A 13,913-nucleotide genomic window follows, 5' to 3' on the forward strand; every position below is an offset into this window, starting at 1 on the left:
GGCGAAATGTCCGGTACTAGACGGCATAGTGGGATGCATCGTACGGGCAAAACGGACAAAAGGGAGAGCTTTATTCGGCGGAGTCACGCCTGAGAAGTGCGTCGTCAGGGCCCTGCGCGCGAGAGGGGGCGGCTGTCAAGAAAGCAAGTGGTATTGGCGGCCTCTACTACGTGATGCCGTACTTGGGGTGTTTTGGGCTTGATGGGGTGCTCGGTTACCAAGGAACAGCCGCTCCGGTGAAACGTCTCCATGGACGTCCGTACGCCGGGTGGCGGAAGTGTCTCCGAGTTCACGAGGTCCAGATGTTCCAGCGCTTCACGTCCCGCTCCTCCCGTACGTCCTCGCTCCGTTCCCGTGTGACCGTCCTGGCTGCCGGACTCGGCGCCGCGGCCGTGCTGGGCACCGGGGTCGCGAGCGCCGCCACCGCGTCCGCCGGCTCCTGGGTCGACCCGGTCAAGAAGTACGCGCTCTCGGCGGGCTTCGCGCAGGCCGGCAGCCACTGGGCGCACAAGCACAGCGGCCAGGACTTCGCCGTGCCGACCGGCACCGAGGTCGTCGCCGCGCACGGCGGCACCGTCGTCAAGGCCGGCCCCAACGGCGCCGGCGACGGCCCGGCGTACGGCAACGCCATCGTCATCAAGCACGGCAACGGCACCTACTCGCAGTACGCGCACCTGTCCCGCGTCGACGTCCGGATCGGCCAGGTCGTCGCGACCGGCCAGCACATCGCGCTCTCCGGCTCCACCGGCAACTCCACGGGTCCGCACCTGCACTTCGAGATCCGCACGACCCCGAACTACGGCTCCGGCATCGACCCGGTCCCGTTCCTGCGCGCCCAGGGCGTGAAGGTCTGACCTACGACGGGGCCTAGCCCTTCTCGCGGGCGTGCTCGTGCGCCTGCGCCACGAGGTCCATGGCGACTTCGAGAACAGCCTCGCGCTTCTTCTCGGAGTCGCCTTCGAGGTCCTGCAGCACGAACATCCCGGCGTGCAGCGTGAACATCGCGCTGACCGAGCGGATCTGGTCGACCAGCTCCGCCTCCGGGTCGATGAGGATGTCCCGCAGGCCGCGCATCCGGTCCTTGAAGGTGTCGCCGATGCGCAGTTCCCGGACCGTCGCCTGGTTCTCCTGCATGAAGCGGAACAGCGGTTCCGCACCGGCCAGCGCCTCGCTGTAGCGGCGGACGATCTCCTGCTTGGTCTCCAGGGTGTGCGGCTGCCGCCCGCCCCACTCGATCAGGTCCTCGATCGGCTTCGTCAGGTCCGCGAAGAGGCTGACGATGATCTCTTCCTTCGTCTTGAAGTGGTAGTACAGGGCCGCCTTCGTGACGTCGAGGCGCTCGGCGATCTCCCGCAGGGAGGTCTTCTCGTAGCCCTGCTCCGCGAAGAGTTCGAGCGCCACGTCCTGGATGCGCTGGCGGGTGTTGCCGCGGCGCTGGTGCTTGGTGCCGTCCATGGTGAGGCCCATCCTCGTACTCCTCGCGCTCCCGCGAAAACTTACTTGACGACCGGCTAGTAGCGGGTCTACCTTCCGCAGTGTAGTAACTAGCCGGGCGGCAAGTAAGTAGCTGCCGCAGGGGGAATGGAAAGACGATGGCGGACACGGTCGAAAGTGTCATAGCTGAGGGCGGACAGCCCCAGAGTGCTGCCGAGGGCAAACAGCCCCGGAGTGTGCGGGTGGTGCTGCTCGCACTGATGATCGCGATGATGCTCGCGATGCTGGACAACATGATCGTCGGTACGGCGATGCCCACGATCGTGGGCGAGCTGGGCGGCCTGGAACACCTCTCCTGGGTCGTCACCGGCTACACCCTGGCCACTGCGGCCTCCACCCCCATCTGGGGCAAGATCGGCGACATGTACGGGCGCAAGGGCGCCTTCCTCAGCTCGATCGTGATCTTCCTGCTCGGCTCGGCGCTGAGCGGCATGGCCCAGGACATGGGCCAGCTGATCGGGTTCCGTGCCGTACAGGGCCTGGGCGCCGGCGGTCTGATGGTCGGCGTCATGGCGATCATCGGCGACCTGATCCCGCCGCGGGAGCGCGGCAAGTACCAGGGCATGATGGCCGGCGTGATGGCGCTGGCGATGATCGGCGGCCCGCTCGTCGGCGGCACCATCACCGACAACTGGGGCTGGCGCTGGGCCTTCTACATCAACCTGCCGCTCGGCGCGGTCGCCCTCGCGCTCGTCACCGCCGTGCTGCACCTGCCGAAGAAGCGCTCCAAGGCCGGCATCGACTACCTGGGCGTGCTGCTGCTCACCGTCGGCATCACCTCCATCGTGCTGGTCACCACCTGGGGCGGCACCGAGTACGCCTGGACCTCCGCGCGGATCATGGAGCTGACCGGCATCGGCGTGGCCGCGCTGGTCGGGTTCGTGTTCTGGCAGACCAAGGCCGCCGAACCGGTCGTGCCGCTGCACATCTTCAAGAGCCGCAACTTCACCCTGATGTCGGTCATCGGCTTCATCACCGGCTTCGTGATGTTCGGCGCCACCCTGTTCCTGCCGCTCTACCAGCAGGCCGTGCAGGGCGCCTCCGCCACCAACTCCGGACTGCTGCTCCTGCCGATGCTCGGCGCGATGCTCGTGACCTCGATGATCGCCGGGCGGGTCACCACCAACAGCGGCCGGTACAAGATCTTCCCGATCGTCGGCGGCGTCCTGATGACCGTCGGCCTGTACCTGCTGTCCCTGATGGACACCGGGACGACCCGCCTGACCTCCGGTCTCTACATGGCCGTGGTCGGCGCGGGCATGGGCTGCCTGATGCAGATCACCATGCTGGTAGCGCAGAACAGCGTCCAGATGAGGGACATGGGCGTGGCGTCCTCCTCCACCACCCTGTTCCGTACGCTCGGCTCCTCCTTCGGCGTGGCCATCATGGGCGCTCTGTTCAACCACCGGGTCCAGGACGTCATGGCCGAGCGGGCCGGCACGGCGGGGGCCAAGATGACCGAACAGTCGGCGCAGCTGGACGCGAAGAGCCTGGCGAAGCTCCCGGCGGCGGCCCGCGAGGCGTACCAGCACGCGGTGTCCTCCGGCACGCACTCGGCGTTCCTGCTCGGTGCCTGCATCTCGGTGCTGGTGCTGATCGCGGCGCTGTTCGTCAAGGAGGTGCCGCTCAAGGGCGGTCCCAAGGCCGCCACGGAGGGTGCCGACGCGGCGCCGGTGACCGTGGTCGAGGCCGTCTGAACCAGCCATAGCCCGAAGGCCCCGGCGCGCGTCCGCAGCGCCGGGGCCTTCGGCCGTCCCAGGCACCTGTCCGGGACGGGGCTGAGGCGGGGGCGGCGCTGAGCCTGGACGGTACCGGCGCGGTGCCGGGCCTGGGTGGCGGGTTCCGGCTCGGGCTTCCCGGTGAGCGGTGGGCCTGGGTGGCAGGGCCCGGACCAGGCCCCGGTGAGCGGTGAGGCTGGGGGCGGGACCCGGATCGGGCCCCGGTGCGCGGTGCCTCCTCACGCGTCCCGGGGCGCGCGGTGGGACGGCAGCGACGTGCCGCCGGACGCGGGGAGGAGCGGATAGCTGCCCGTGTTGGTCGGGGCGTGCTCCGGCAGCCACAGCACGGCCACCGCACCCTCCGCGGGAACACCGGCGGGCGCCCCCACGGGCCGTACGTTGCGGAACGTCAGCCGGGCGCCCAGCACCCGCGCCTGGCCCGCCGCGATGGTCAGGCCGAGGCCGTGGCCCTGCCCGGCGCGGTCCTTGCTGCCGGTGCGGAACCGGCTCGGCCCCTCGGCGAGCAGCTCGTCCGGGAAGCCGGGGCCGTGGTCGCGGACGCGGATGACCCGTCCCTCCACGGTGACCTCGATCGGTGGCCGGCCGTGCCGGGCGGCGTTGGCGAGCAGGTTGAACAGCACCCGCTCCAGCCGCCGCGGGTCGGTGGTGACCTCCGACTCGTGCACCACCCGTACGGCGATGTCCGGATCCTTGGCCGCCACCCGGCGCGCGACGAACTCGCCGAGCATGATGTCCTGCAACTCCGCCCGCTCCGACGCCCCGTCCAGCCGGGCCACCTCCAGGACGTCCTCGACCAGGGTGCGCATGGCCTTGGCCCGGTCCAGGACCAGCTCCGTGGGCCGGCCGGGCGGCAGCAGTTCGGCCGCCGTCAGCAGACCCGTCACCGGGGTGCGCAGCTCGTGCGCGATGTCGGCGGTGACCCGCCGCTCGGCCTCCAGGCGCTGCCGCAGCGCGTCCGCCATGGCGTCCACCGCGCGCGCGAGTTCGTCGGTCTCGTCCCGTACGACCCCGCCGATGGCCTCCTGCACCCGTACGTCGGTCTCACCGGCCGCGGCCTGGTTCGCGGCGGCCGCCGCCTTGCGCAGCCGGCGGGACAGCTGCCCGCCGATCAGCACGCCCAGCGCGCTGCCGCCGAGCACGACCGCGACCGAGCCGATGACCAGGGCCTGGTCCAGGTCCTGCAGCATGTCGGTGCTGCGGTCGGGCAGATGGCTGTGCAGGGAGAGCACATGTCCGTCCTTCACGGGTACGGCCGCCCAGACGTCCGCCACCCCGTGGTGCTCGGAGACGTCGCTCGCCCGGCGGCCCCGCTCGACCCTCTCGCGCAGCGCGGCCGGCAGCCCGGGGTCGTCGACCTTGACGTAGGGGAAGACCGGCCCCCGGTTCAGCTCGTAGTTGCGCTGGGCCATCAGGACCCGGTCGTTGGCCAGCTCGCGCGCGTTGTCCAGCATCGAGACGCGGGCCGCGTTGTGCACGACCAGACTGAGGACGATCGCCACCAGCCCGGCCACCAGCGCGATGGCCGCGCTGACCTTCCACCGGAGCCCGGTGCGCAGGCCCGCGCGCTCCATGCGCCGGACCGGATGCCGAAGAATCCCCCGCATACCGCCGCTCCGCTCAGGCCTTCAGTTTGTAGCCGAAGCCGCGGACCGTCTCGATCCGGTCCTGGCCGATCTTCTGCCGCAGCCGCTGCACATGCACGTCCACGACCCGGGTGTCGCCGCCCCAGCCGTAGTCCCACACCCGCTCCAGCAGCTTGTCGCGGGAGAGCACGGTGCCCGGGGCGGCGGAGAACTCCAGCAGCAGCCGCATCTCGGTCGGTGTCAGCGCCACCGGCTGCCCGGCCCGGCGCACCTCCATACCGTCGGTATCGATCTCCAGGTCGCCGAAGGCGAGCGTGCCGCCGCCGTCCGCCGACACGGCCTCCTCCGCCTGCGCGGACCCGCCGGCGTGCCCGAAGCGGCGCAGCACCGCGCGGATCCGGGCGACCAGCACGGCACCGTCGAAGGGCTTGGTCACGTAGTCGTCGGCGCCCGCCTCCAGCCCCAGGACGACGTCGATGGAGTCGGCGCGCGCCGACAGCATGATCACCGGCACGGTCGACTCGTCCCGGATCCGGCGGCACAGGCTGACGCCGTCCAGGCCCGGCACCATGACGTCCAGCAGCGCGATGTCGGGGCGGTTCGCCCGGAACGCCTCCAGGCCCGACAGGCCGTCGGGCATCGCGGTGACCGCGAAGCCGTCCCGCTCCAGGGCGAGCTGGGTGGCCTCGCGGATGACGTCGTCGTCCTCGACGAACAGGACGTGGGTCTGGTCTGCCATCCCGGTGCTCTCAGTCTTCGTGGGGTAGGTGCGGCGGTCGGGTGTGCGAGGGTGCGGGGCGGTCAGCTGTCCGGCACGGGTGTCGGGCCCCCGCCGGCCGACTTGCTGTACTCGTTGCGCGTGGGCTTGCCCTGGGCGAACCGTCCCGCCTTCCAGGTGTACGGGGTCACGATCTCACCGGACGGGCTGGAGATCGGGTCGCCCTTCTCGTAGTACTGCCTGGTCACCGACAGGACGCCCTGGTCGATCTCCGCGTAGACCGGGGACTCCTCGCTCTTGAAGACGCTCCGGAACGAGCCGCCGGCGTCCCGGTACACGTACGAGCCGATGCCGACGGCGTCGGCGCAGGTCAGCACGTTGACCACGACGTCGTCCACCGGGGCCCCGGTCAGATTGCCGTAGGAGACGTCGACCGGGTACTCATCACCGTTGCACGGTTTCAGTTCGCGCTTGACCGCCGGCGACACCTCGGGATCGCTCTTGACCAGCGCCACGGGGTCCACCCGCCGGTAGTGCTCGGACGGGCTGGGGGAGGGGGAGGCGACGGCCCCCGCCATCGCCGAGGCGTGTGCCGGGCCCTCGTCCCGTGCGCCCGTGCCCCCGCTGCCGCACGCGGCGAGGAAAAGGGCGGGGGCGGCGAGCGCGGCCCCCACCGCGATCACCGCCTGTGTACTGCCTCGGGCCCGGTCGGGCCCGGCCCCGGTCAGGCCGCGCAACGCTCCCGCTCCTCACGCTCCAGAGCGCGTGCGTCCAGATCGCGGGCCTCCAGCTCCTCACGGAGCCGGGCGAGCGCCCGGTGCAGCGTGCTCTTGACCGTACCGGCCGACATGCCGAGGGCAGCGGCCGTCTCCTCAGTGGACATCTGCTCCCAGTGTCGCAGCACCACGACACTGCGCTGCTTCGGTGCGAGCACCTTCATGACGTCCATCAGCAGGGCCCGGTCGGCGTGCTGCTCGGTGGAGTCCTCGACGGAGGCGTCCGGCAGCTGCTCGGTCGGCACCTCCTCCAGCTTGCGCGCCCGCCACCACTCGGTCCGCGTGTTGATCATGACGCGGCGCAGATAGGCGTCGGCGAGGCGCTTGTCGGCGATGCCGTCCCAGCGGCCGTACGTCCGCACCAGCGCCGTCTGCAGCAGGTCCTGGGCGTCGACCGGGTCCGGGACCAGCCGGCGGGCGCTGCGCAGCAGCGCGTCCTGCCGGCTGCGGACGTACTCCTCGAATTCGAGCACCTCGCCCTGCGCCATGATCAACCGCCTCCGTTCCCCGTTGTGCTTCCGGCCCTTGCCCGAAGTCCCGCTCTCCCCGCGCCCGGTGGTCCGCCGGGCACGCAGTAGAAGCTACGGAGTGGTTGTCACGGGGCTGTGCGGACCAGCCTGCGGCTGGCAATCAGCTATCCGTCGGTTGTGTAACGGACGGACGAACTGGGTAGCGCCAACAGGGGACTTATCCCTGTATGGGGTGATTTGTCCGATCGGTTTCTCCGTAACGGACGCCGGGCGGCTGTGACTTGGCCGTGGGTCAGCCGTGCGTCAGCCGAGCGGCAGCCGGTAGAGGCCGCCCGGAAGGGGCTCCACCAGACCGTCGGCGACCAGCCCGTCGAGCGCGCGCGCCCGCTGCACCGGCTCGTGCCACACCCGGTCCAGCACCGCCTGCGGCACCGGCGCGTGCGCCTCCCGCAGCACGGCCAGCAGCTTGCCCCGCACCTGCCGGTCCGTGCCGGCGTACGTCTGTCCGCGGCGCGGCGGACCCGCGTGCTCCGGCTTGCCCGCGAGCCGCCAGGCGCACTGCGCGGCGATGGGGCACCGCGCGCACCCCTCGTTCTTCGCCGTGCACACCAGCGCGCCCAGCTCCATGGAGGCGGCGGCCCACCGCGCGGCGGTCCGCTCGTCCTGCGGCAGCAGCTCCCGCGCCAGGCGCCGCTCGGCGGCCGTGGTGGCGTTCGGCGGGTACTGCACCCCGGTCACCGCCCGCGCGAGCACCCGGCGCACATTGGTGTCCAGCACCGCGTGCCGCTGCCCGTACGCGAACGAGGCCACCGCGGCGGCCGTGTACTCGCCGATGCCGGGCAGCGCGAGCAGCTGCGCGTGATCCGTCGGTACGTCACCGCCGTGCCGCTCCGTTATGGCGACCGCGGCACCGTGCAGGCGCAGCGCGCGGCGCGGATAGCCGAGCCGGCCCCAGGCGCGCACCGCCTCGCCGGGCGCCTCCTTCGCCAGGTCGGCGGGGCGCGGCCAGCGGGCCAGCCACTCCTCGTAGACGGGCAGCACCCGGTTCACCGGGGTCTGCTGGAGCATGAACTCGCTGACCATCACGCCCCACGGGCCCGCCTCCGGGCGGCGCCAGGGAAGGTCGCGGGCGTGGATGTCGAACCAGGCGATCACGGGGGCGTGCAGCTTCTCAGTCATGGCCCTTCCGATCCTGCCACGGGTTGGCGGGCCCGATGGGTGACCTCCCGCTCACCGAGCGTGGCGGAACGGGAAGGGCCGTGCCGTTCGCGGCAGTTACCGGGATGATGATCCGGAAAAGTTGACGTCGGCGCGGCGGGTGACGCGAGCAAGCGCGGCGATCTCTCGTACAGTTTGCGCCGTGGGATCTCTGCGCAATCCGGTCGGGCCGCTTCCCTCCACCATCTACTGGCGTCGGAGGGCCGTACTGCTGTCCGTGGTCGCCCTGTTGGCGCTGGTGATCATATGGATCGTCACCGCCGGCGGCGGAGGCGGCAAGAAGAACGCCGACGGGTCCAACGGCAAGAATCCCACGCACACCATCACGCCCGGACCGAGCTCGTCCGGTCCCGCCATCAGTCAGCACCCGGGCGGGCGCGACGAGTCGGGCGGCGGCAACTCCGGCGGCAGCGGCTCCGGTTCGGGTTCGGGTTCTGGTTCGGGTTCCGCCTCCGGAGGGGCCGGCGGCCCGGCCGGCGGCTCCTCGGGCTCCGGTGGCGGCTCGGGTTCCGGTACGGCGTCCGGTGGCGGCGGTGTCGGCGCGGGCGACACGCTCCCGGCGTCCTCCACGCTGCCCGACTGCACGTCCAAAGCGGTGTCGTTGAGCCTGCGCAGCCTGCGCAACTCCTACTCCCCGGACCAGACGCCGACGTTCGAACTGACCGCGAAGAACGGCTCGTCTGCCGACTGCAAGGTGGATCTCGGCCCGAAGAACGCGGTGTTGACGGTCACGCCCGCGGACGGCGACGACGCGCTCTGGTCGTCGGCCGACTGCCCCGCGGGCGCGGGCAGCCTGGTGTTCCGGGTGCCCGCCGGCCAGAGCATCACCTACACCGTGAAGTGGGACCGCAAACCGAGCGCGGCCCACTGCGCGACGCCCTCCGGGGGCGCGGCGAAGCCGGGCACGTACCTGCTGGAGGCCAAGACCCCAGGATTCGGCAAGACCCAGGCGTCGTTCGTACTGTCGGCTGACTGAGGAGCGCGCGGACCGCGCGAACACCCCCACGCACCCGCAGTCGCCGTACGCCCTCCGGCTGCGAGCCCTCAGGCGCCCGGCCGGACCTCAGACGTAGCGCTCCAGGATCGACGACTCCGCCAGGCGCGACAGCCCCTCCCGCACGCTCCGCGCGCGGGCCTCGCCGACCCCGTCCACGGTCTGCAGGTCGTCGACGCTCGCGGCGAGCAGCTTCTGCAGGCCCCCGAAATGCTCCACCAGCCGGTCGATGATGGCCCCCGGCAGCCGCGGCACCTTGGCCAGCAGCCGGAACCCGCGCGGGGACACCGCCGAGTCGAGCGTCTCGGGGGACCCCGTGTAGCCCAGCGCCCGCGCCACCGTGCCGAGTTCGAGCAGCTCGGAGTGGGTCAGCGCGTCCAGCTCGGCCAGCGCCTCGTCGACCGTGCGCGACCGCTTGGCCGTGGGCTCGGGCACGTAGTCGCGGACGACGAGCGAGCGGTCGGGCTCGACACCGGCGATCAGCTCCTCCAGCTGGAGGGCGAGGAGACGGCCGTCCGTGCCCAGCTCGACCACGTACTCGGCGATCTCGGTGGCGATGCGGCGGACCATCTCCAGCCGCTGCGCGACCGCCGACACGTCCCGGACCGTGACCAGGTCCTCGATCTCCAGCGCCGACAGCGTGCCCGCGACCTCGTCCAGCCGGAGCTTGTACCGCTCCAGGGTCGCCAGCGCCTGGTTCGCGCGGGACAGGATCGCCGCCGAGTCCTCCAGGACGCGCCGCTGACCGTCCACGTACAGGGCGATCAGCCGCATCGACTGGGAGACCGAGACCACCGGGAAGCCGACCTGCTTGGACACCCGGTCCGCCGTGCGGTGCCGCGTGCCCGTCTCCTCCGTCGGGATCGTCGCGTCCGGCACGAACTGCACGCCCGCCCGGAGGATCTTGGACAGGTCCGACGACAGCACGATGCCGCCGTCCAGCTTGCACAGCTCCCGCAGCCGGGTCGCGGTGAACTCGACGTCCAGCACGAAACCGCCCGTGCACATCGCCTCGACCGTCTTGTCCGAGCCGAGGACGATGAGCCCGCCGGTGTTGCCGCGCAGGACGCGCTCCAGCCCGTCACGCAGGGCCGTACCGGGTGCCACGGCACTCAGCGAGGCGCGCATCAGGCCATCGGAACCGGCACTCCCACCGGACTTGCCGGGAGCTGCTGCCCGGTCGTTGGCTGCCACTGCACTCCTCCGGTCGCAGGTTCTGACGCGCTCCCGCACCCGCACTCGGTTCGTACGGACGGGCGAGACCTGGGCAAAGTCTACCGGCGCTCCTCCGCCTCCCGTGGGGCCTCTCGGCGACGGGAGCGCGGCAGGACCCGGAGCGCGTCGCCCATGTCGGCGACTTCCAGGACCTTCATGCCGGCCGGCACCTTGCCCGGATCGCCCGGTACGAGCGCGTGCGTGAAGCCCAGCCGGTGCGCCTCGGCGAGCCTGCGCTGCACGCCCGTGACCCGTCTGACCTCGCCCGCGAGCCCGACCTCGCCGATCGCCACCAGGTTCTTCGGCAGGGGGGTGTCGCTGGCGGCCGAGGCGAGGGCGAGCGCGATGGCTAGGTCGGCGGCGGGCTCCGACAGCTTCACGCCGCCGACCGTCGCCGAGTAGATGTCCCGCTTGCCGAGCGCGCTGATCCGGCCGCGCTGCTCCAGGACGGCCAGCATCATCGACACCCGGGAGGTCTCCAGCCCGGACGTCGTACGGCGCGGGGAGGGGATCTGGGAGTCGACGGTCAGCGCCTGCACCTCGGCCACCAGCGGACGACGGCCCTCCAGCGTGACGGTCAGGCAGGTGCCCGGGACCGGCTCGGCCCGGCGGGTCAGGAACAGGCCGCTGGGGTCGGCGAGACCCGTGATGCCCTCGTCGTGCAGCTCGAAGCAGCCCACCTCGTCCGTCGCCCCGTACCGGTTCTTCACGCCCCGCACCAGGCGCAGGCGCGCGTGCCGGTCGCCCTCGAAGTGCAGGACGACGTCCACCAGGTGCTCCAGCAGGCGGGGCCCGGCGATGGCGCCGTCCTTCGTGACGTGGCCCACGAGCAGCGTGGACATGCCCCGCTCCTTGGACGCCCGGATCAGCGCGCCCGCCACCTCGCGGACCTGGGCCATGCCGCCGGGCGCGCCCTCGATCTCCGGGGAGGCCACCGTCTGCACCGAGTCGAGGATCAGCAGGGACGGCTTGACCTCGTCCAGGTGGCCGAGGACGGCGGACAGGTCGGTCTCGGCGGCCAGATAGAGGTGGTCGTGGAGCGCACCGATGCGGTCGGCGCGCAGCCGCACCTGGCTCGCCGACTCCTCGCCGGTCACATAGAGGGTGCGGTGCTCGGGGCCGGCCGCCTTGGCGGCCACGTCCAGCAGCAGGGTGGACTTGCCGACGCCGGGCTCGCCCGCGAGCAGGACGACCGCGCCGGGCACCAGGCCGCCGCCGAGCACCCGGTCCAGCTCCGGCACACCCGTCGTCCGGGCGGTGGCCTGCCGGCCGTCGACCTGGCCGATGGGCAGCGCCGAGCTGGTCACCCGGCCCGGGGCCGTGGTGCGGACCGCGGGCGCGCCGTACTCCTCGACCGTGCCCCAGGCCTGGCACTCCGGGCAGCGGCCGAGCCACTTGGCCGTCTGCCAGCCGCACTCGGTGCAGCGGTAGGACGGGCGGTCCTTGGTTGTCTTGGTACGGGCAGCCATGCGGAGAACCGTAGCCCGGAGCACTGACAACGGGCCCGGCGGTCGGGTGCGCGGGAGCGGGGGGCACATGTGGGTGAACCGTTCTCGGCCACCGCCCACAGGGATCCAGCCGCGGAATAAAGGGTTCCTGTCCCCTTATGAGGGATCGTTTCACCCGTACGGATTAAAAGTGCTCAAGGTGCCAGAAGGGGCACTCCGCAGCCGCCTACGGTCGCACGGGTGATGAGCAGCAGTCCGGAGACGACCACCCGCACGACAGGCGCGCACCGGGCGCATCGCGGGGCACGTGAGGCCCGTGACGCACGACGCGAAGCGCGCGAGAACCGTGAGGAGAAGGAGGCGCGCGACCGCGCCGCCGCGCGCAACGTCGCCCAGCGCACGCCCGCGCGCTACGAGCCGTACCTGGACGGCCTGTTCACCTACTGCCTGTCCGTCCTGTGCGACCACGACACGGCCACCGCCGCCCTCGGCGACGTCCTCGCCCTGGCCGAACGGCGCGGCCACCGGGCCCCCGGTGCGCCCGGCGACCGCAGGGCCTGGCTGTACGCCCTCGCCCGCTGGGCCTGCCTCCGCAAGCTCGCCGAGGCCAAGCAGAAACGTCAGGCCACGCACGCGGCGGGGCGCGGCGGGCCGGGCGGCGCCGGAAAGGGGACAGGCGGGCCGCCCGGGGCCGAGCGGACCGCCGGGCCGGGCCGGTCTGCCGCGCCGGCCGGGTTCACAGGGACAGGGGGGCCGTCCGGGTCTCCGGAACCGCCCCTGGGATCGCACAGGTCCCCCGGATCTCCCGGGCCCGCGGGATCTCCCGGACCAGCGGGAGATCCCGCGTTCGCCGGACCCCGCGCCGCCGCTCAGTGGCCCTCCTGGGCCGACGGGAGTGCCCGGCCTCCCGGGTCCGCCGGTAAGGAGCCCGCCGCCGGGGAACCCTCCACGCCGGCCGCGCTCCCCCCGGAGGTCCAGGAGCGGCGGCGGCGTGAACTCGCCTTGCTGGCCTGGCCGGAGGCCGCCGGGACCACGCCCGAGCAGCGCGAGGCCCTGGAACTCGCCGTCCGTCACCACCTCGCCACCCACGAGGTCGCCGCCGTCCTCGGCATGGAGCCCGCCGCCGCCCGGGAACTGCTCGCGTCCGCCGCCTGCGAGGTCGAGCGCACGCGCGCGGCCCTCGCGGTGGTCGAGACGGGCGGCTGCCCCAGCGTGGCCCACCTCACCGGTGACAACCGGCTGGTCCTCAGCGCGGCGGTGCGCCGCGAGCTGGTCCGGCACGTCGACGACTGTCCGCGCTGCCGCCGCACCGCCGAGCGCGCGGTCCCCGGCCACTGGCCCGGCGCCACGGTCACCCCCGCCGAGCTGCCCGTCCTGGAAGCCCCGCGCGCGGCCCTGGCACCCCACCCGCGCACGAGGGGCGCGGCCGTGCCCCGCTTCGACCGGCGCGGCTTCCCGATGGACCCCAAGGACCGCGCGGCCCGCCGCGACCGCATCCGCGCGCGGGCGGTCACGACGACGGTCGTGGCCACCGTGGTCGCGGCGCCGGTCCTCGCCCTCTGGGCCGCCTACCGGGGCGGGCCGGCCGGGGAGGACGACGGGCGCCCGGCGACCGCGCGGGAGGCGCAGGGCCCCGGGGCACTCGGCGGCGACACGTCCGGCGGCTACGAGAACGCGGGGAACGCCAGCGTGAAGCCGGGCGTCCGCATGGGCAAGGACGGCAAGGCGGACGTCTCGGTGGAGGTCGTCAGCGTCGGCGGCACGGGCGCCAAGGGCGCGGGACAGCTGGAGGTGAGCGCCGCCAACGACGGCGACACGACCCTGATCACCCTCACGGCGTCCGGCGCGTCCGAGGTCCGCTGGTCGGTGTCCACGCCGGCCGGCTGGCTCTACTTCAGCCAGTCCTCCGGAACCTTGGAGCCCGGCCGGACGTTGACGGTCAAGGTGTACGTCGACCACCTGCGCGAGCCGTCCGGCCACTGGCACGCGCAGGTGGCGGTGGCACCGGCGGGCGCGGTCGTCTCGATCGACGGCTACGGCACGGCGCCGAGCCGCCCGGCCCCGCCCCACGCCTCACCGACACCGCCGTCACCCCCGCCGAGCACACCGCCCACCGAACCGCCCGCCACGCAGTCCCCGCCGCCCACGGACCCGACGCCGACCCCGACGACCCCGCCCCCCTCCGACTCCCCGACGCCGACTCCCACGCCGACCGACACCGGCACCCCGACCCCGGCGGACAGTTAGGCGCCGACCGG

Annotated in this window: 12 protein-coding genes; 4 read left to right on the forward strand and 8 right to left on the reverse strand. The window is 72.6% G+C overall.

What is annotated here, in order from left to right; translation table 11 throughout:
- The first annotated feature begins 302 nt into the window (after nucleotides 1-302).
- Nucleotides 303-854, forward strand: a complete 552-nt coding sequence (locus AB0947_RS12310) for a M23 family metallopeptidase (protein WP_366750272.1) — start codon at nucleotides 303-305, stop codon at nucleotides 852-854.
- A 13-nt stretch (nucleotides 855-867) separates the two neighbouring features.
- Here AB0947_RS12310 and AB0947_RS12315 read toward each other — a convergent pair whose 3' ends face one another.
- Complete coding sequence (locus AB0947_RS12315; protein WP_366750274.1) at nucleotides 868-1,467, reverse strand: helix-turn-helix domain-containing protein; 600 nt, start codon at nucleotides 1,465-1,467, stop codon at nucleotides 868-870.
- A gap of 125 nt (nucleotides 1,468-1,592) precedes the next feature.
- On the opposite strand from AB0947_RS12315, the gene AB0947_RS12320 reads away from it, so the two are divergent.
- A complete protein-coding gene (locus AB0947_RS12320; protein WP_366750275.1) occupies nucleotides 1,593-3,191 on the forward strand; it encodes an MDR family MFS transporter in 1,599 nt (532 codons plus the stop codon).
- 260 nt (nucleotides 3,192-3,451) lie between these two features.
- Here the strand turns inward: AB0947_RS12320 and cseC are convergent, their stop codons facing one another.
- From cseC to AB0947_RS12345, 5 genes are all read right to left on the reverse strand, one after another.
- The gene (cseC, locus tag AB0947_RS12325) at nucleotides 3,452-4,837 is read right to left on the reverse strand and encodes a two-component system sensor histidine kinase CseC (protein WP_366750276.1); all 1,386 of its coding nucleotides are present in this window, start codon (nucleotides 4,835-4,837) and stop codon (nucleotides 3,452-3,454) included.
- A gap of 13 nt (nucleotides 4,838-4,850) precedes the next feature.
- The gene (gene cseB, locus AB0947_RS12330; protein ID WP_366750277.1) at nucleotides 4,851-5,555 is read right to left on the reverse strand and encodes a two-component system response regulator CseB; all 705 of its coding nucleotides are present in this window, start codon (nucleotides 5,553-5,555) and stop codon (nucleotides 4,851-4,853) included.
- Between the two features lie 62 nt (nucleotides 5,556-5,617).
- On the reverse strand, nucleotides 5,618-6,271 hold the full coding sequence (locus AB0947_RS12335) for a hypothetical protein (protein ID WP_366750278.1): 654 nt from the start codon (nucleotides 6,269-6,271) through the stop codon (nucleotides 5,618-5,620).
- On the reverse strand, nucleotides 6,259-6,798 hold the full coding sequence (locus AB0947_RS12340) for a SigE family RNA polymerase sigma factor (RefSeq protein ID WP_366750279.1): 540 nt from the start codon (nucleotides 6,796-6,798) through the stop codon (nucleotides 6,259-6,261). Before AB0947_RS12340 ends, AB0947_RS12335 begins: the two co-directional genes overlap by 13 nt.
- A 285-nt stretch (nucleotides 6,799-7,083) precedes the next feature.
- Nucleotides 7,084-7,959: an A/G-specific adenine glycosylase gene (locus tag AB0947_RS12345; protein ID WP_171154015.1), complete on the reverse strand. Its 876-nt coding sequence runs from the start codon at nucleotides 7,957-7,959 to the stop codon at nucleotides 7,084-7,086.
- A gap of 181 nt (nucleotides 7,960-8,140) precedes the next feature.
- On the opposite strand from AB0947_RS12345, the gene AB0947_RS12350 reads away from it, so the two are divergent.
- Nucleotides 8,141-8,974, forward strand: coding sequence for a hypothetical protein (locus AB0947_RS12350; protein WP_366750280.1), 834 nt, complete (start codon nucleotides 8,141-8,143; stop codon nucleotides 8,972-8,974).
- Between the two features lie 87 nt (nucleotides 8,975-9,061).
- Here AB0947_RS12350 and disA read toward each other — a convergent pair whose 3' ends face one another.
- Both disA and radA read right to left on the reverse strand, forming a co-directional pair.
- Nucleotides 9,062-10,186 (reverse strand): DNA integrity scanning diadenylate cyclase DisA, encoded by a 1,125-nt coding sequence (gene disA, locus AB0947_RS12355; RefSeq protein ID WP_366750281.1) that lies wholly within the window; start codon nucleotides 10,184-10,186, stop codon nucleotides 9,062-9,064.
- 80 nt (nucleotides 10,187-10,266) lie between these two features.
- Nucleotides 10,267-11,676 (reverse strand): DNA repair protein RadA, encoded by a 1,410-nt coding sequence (radA, locus tag AB0947_RS12360; RefSeq protein WP_366750282.1) that lies wholly within the window; start codon nucleotides 11,674-11,676, stop codon nucleotides 10,267-10,269.
- A 222-nt stretch (nucleotides 11,677-11,898) separates the two neighbouring features.
- On the opposite strand from radA, the gene AB0947_RS12365 reads away from it, so the two are divergent.
- Entirely contained in the window at nucleotides 11,899-13,902 is a 2,004-nt protein-coding gene (locus AB0947_RS12365; protein WP_366750283.1) for a hypothetical protein, read from the forward strand.
- Nucleotides 13,903-13,913: the final 11 nt, after the last annotated feature.

It is taken from the genome of Streptomyces sp. NPDC047841 (assembly GCF_040704085.1).
GTDB classification, from domain to species: Bacteria; Actinomycetota; Actinomycetes; order Streptomycetales; family Streptomycetaceae; genus Streptomyces; species Streptomyces argyrophylli.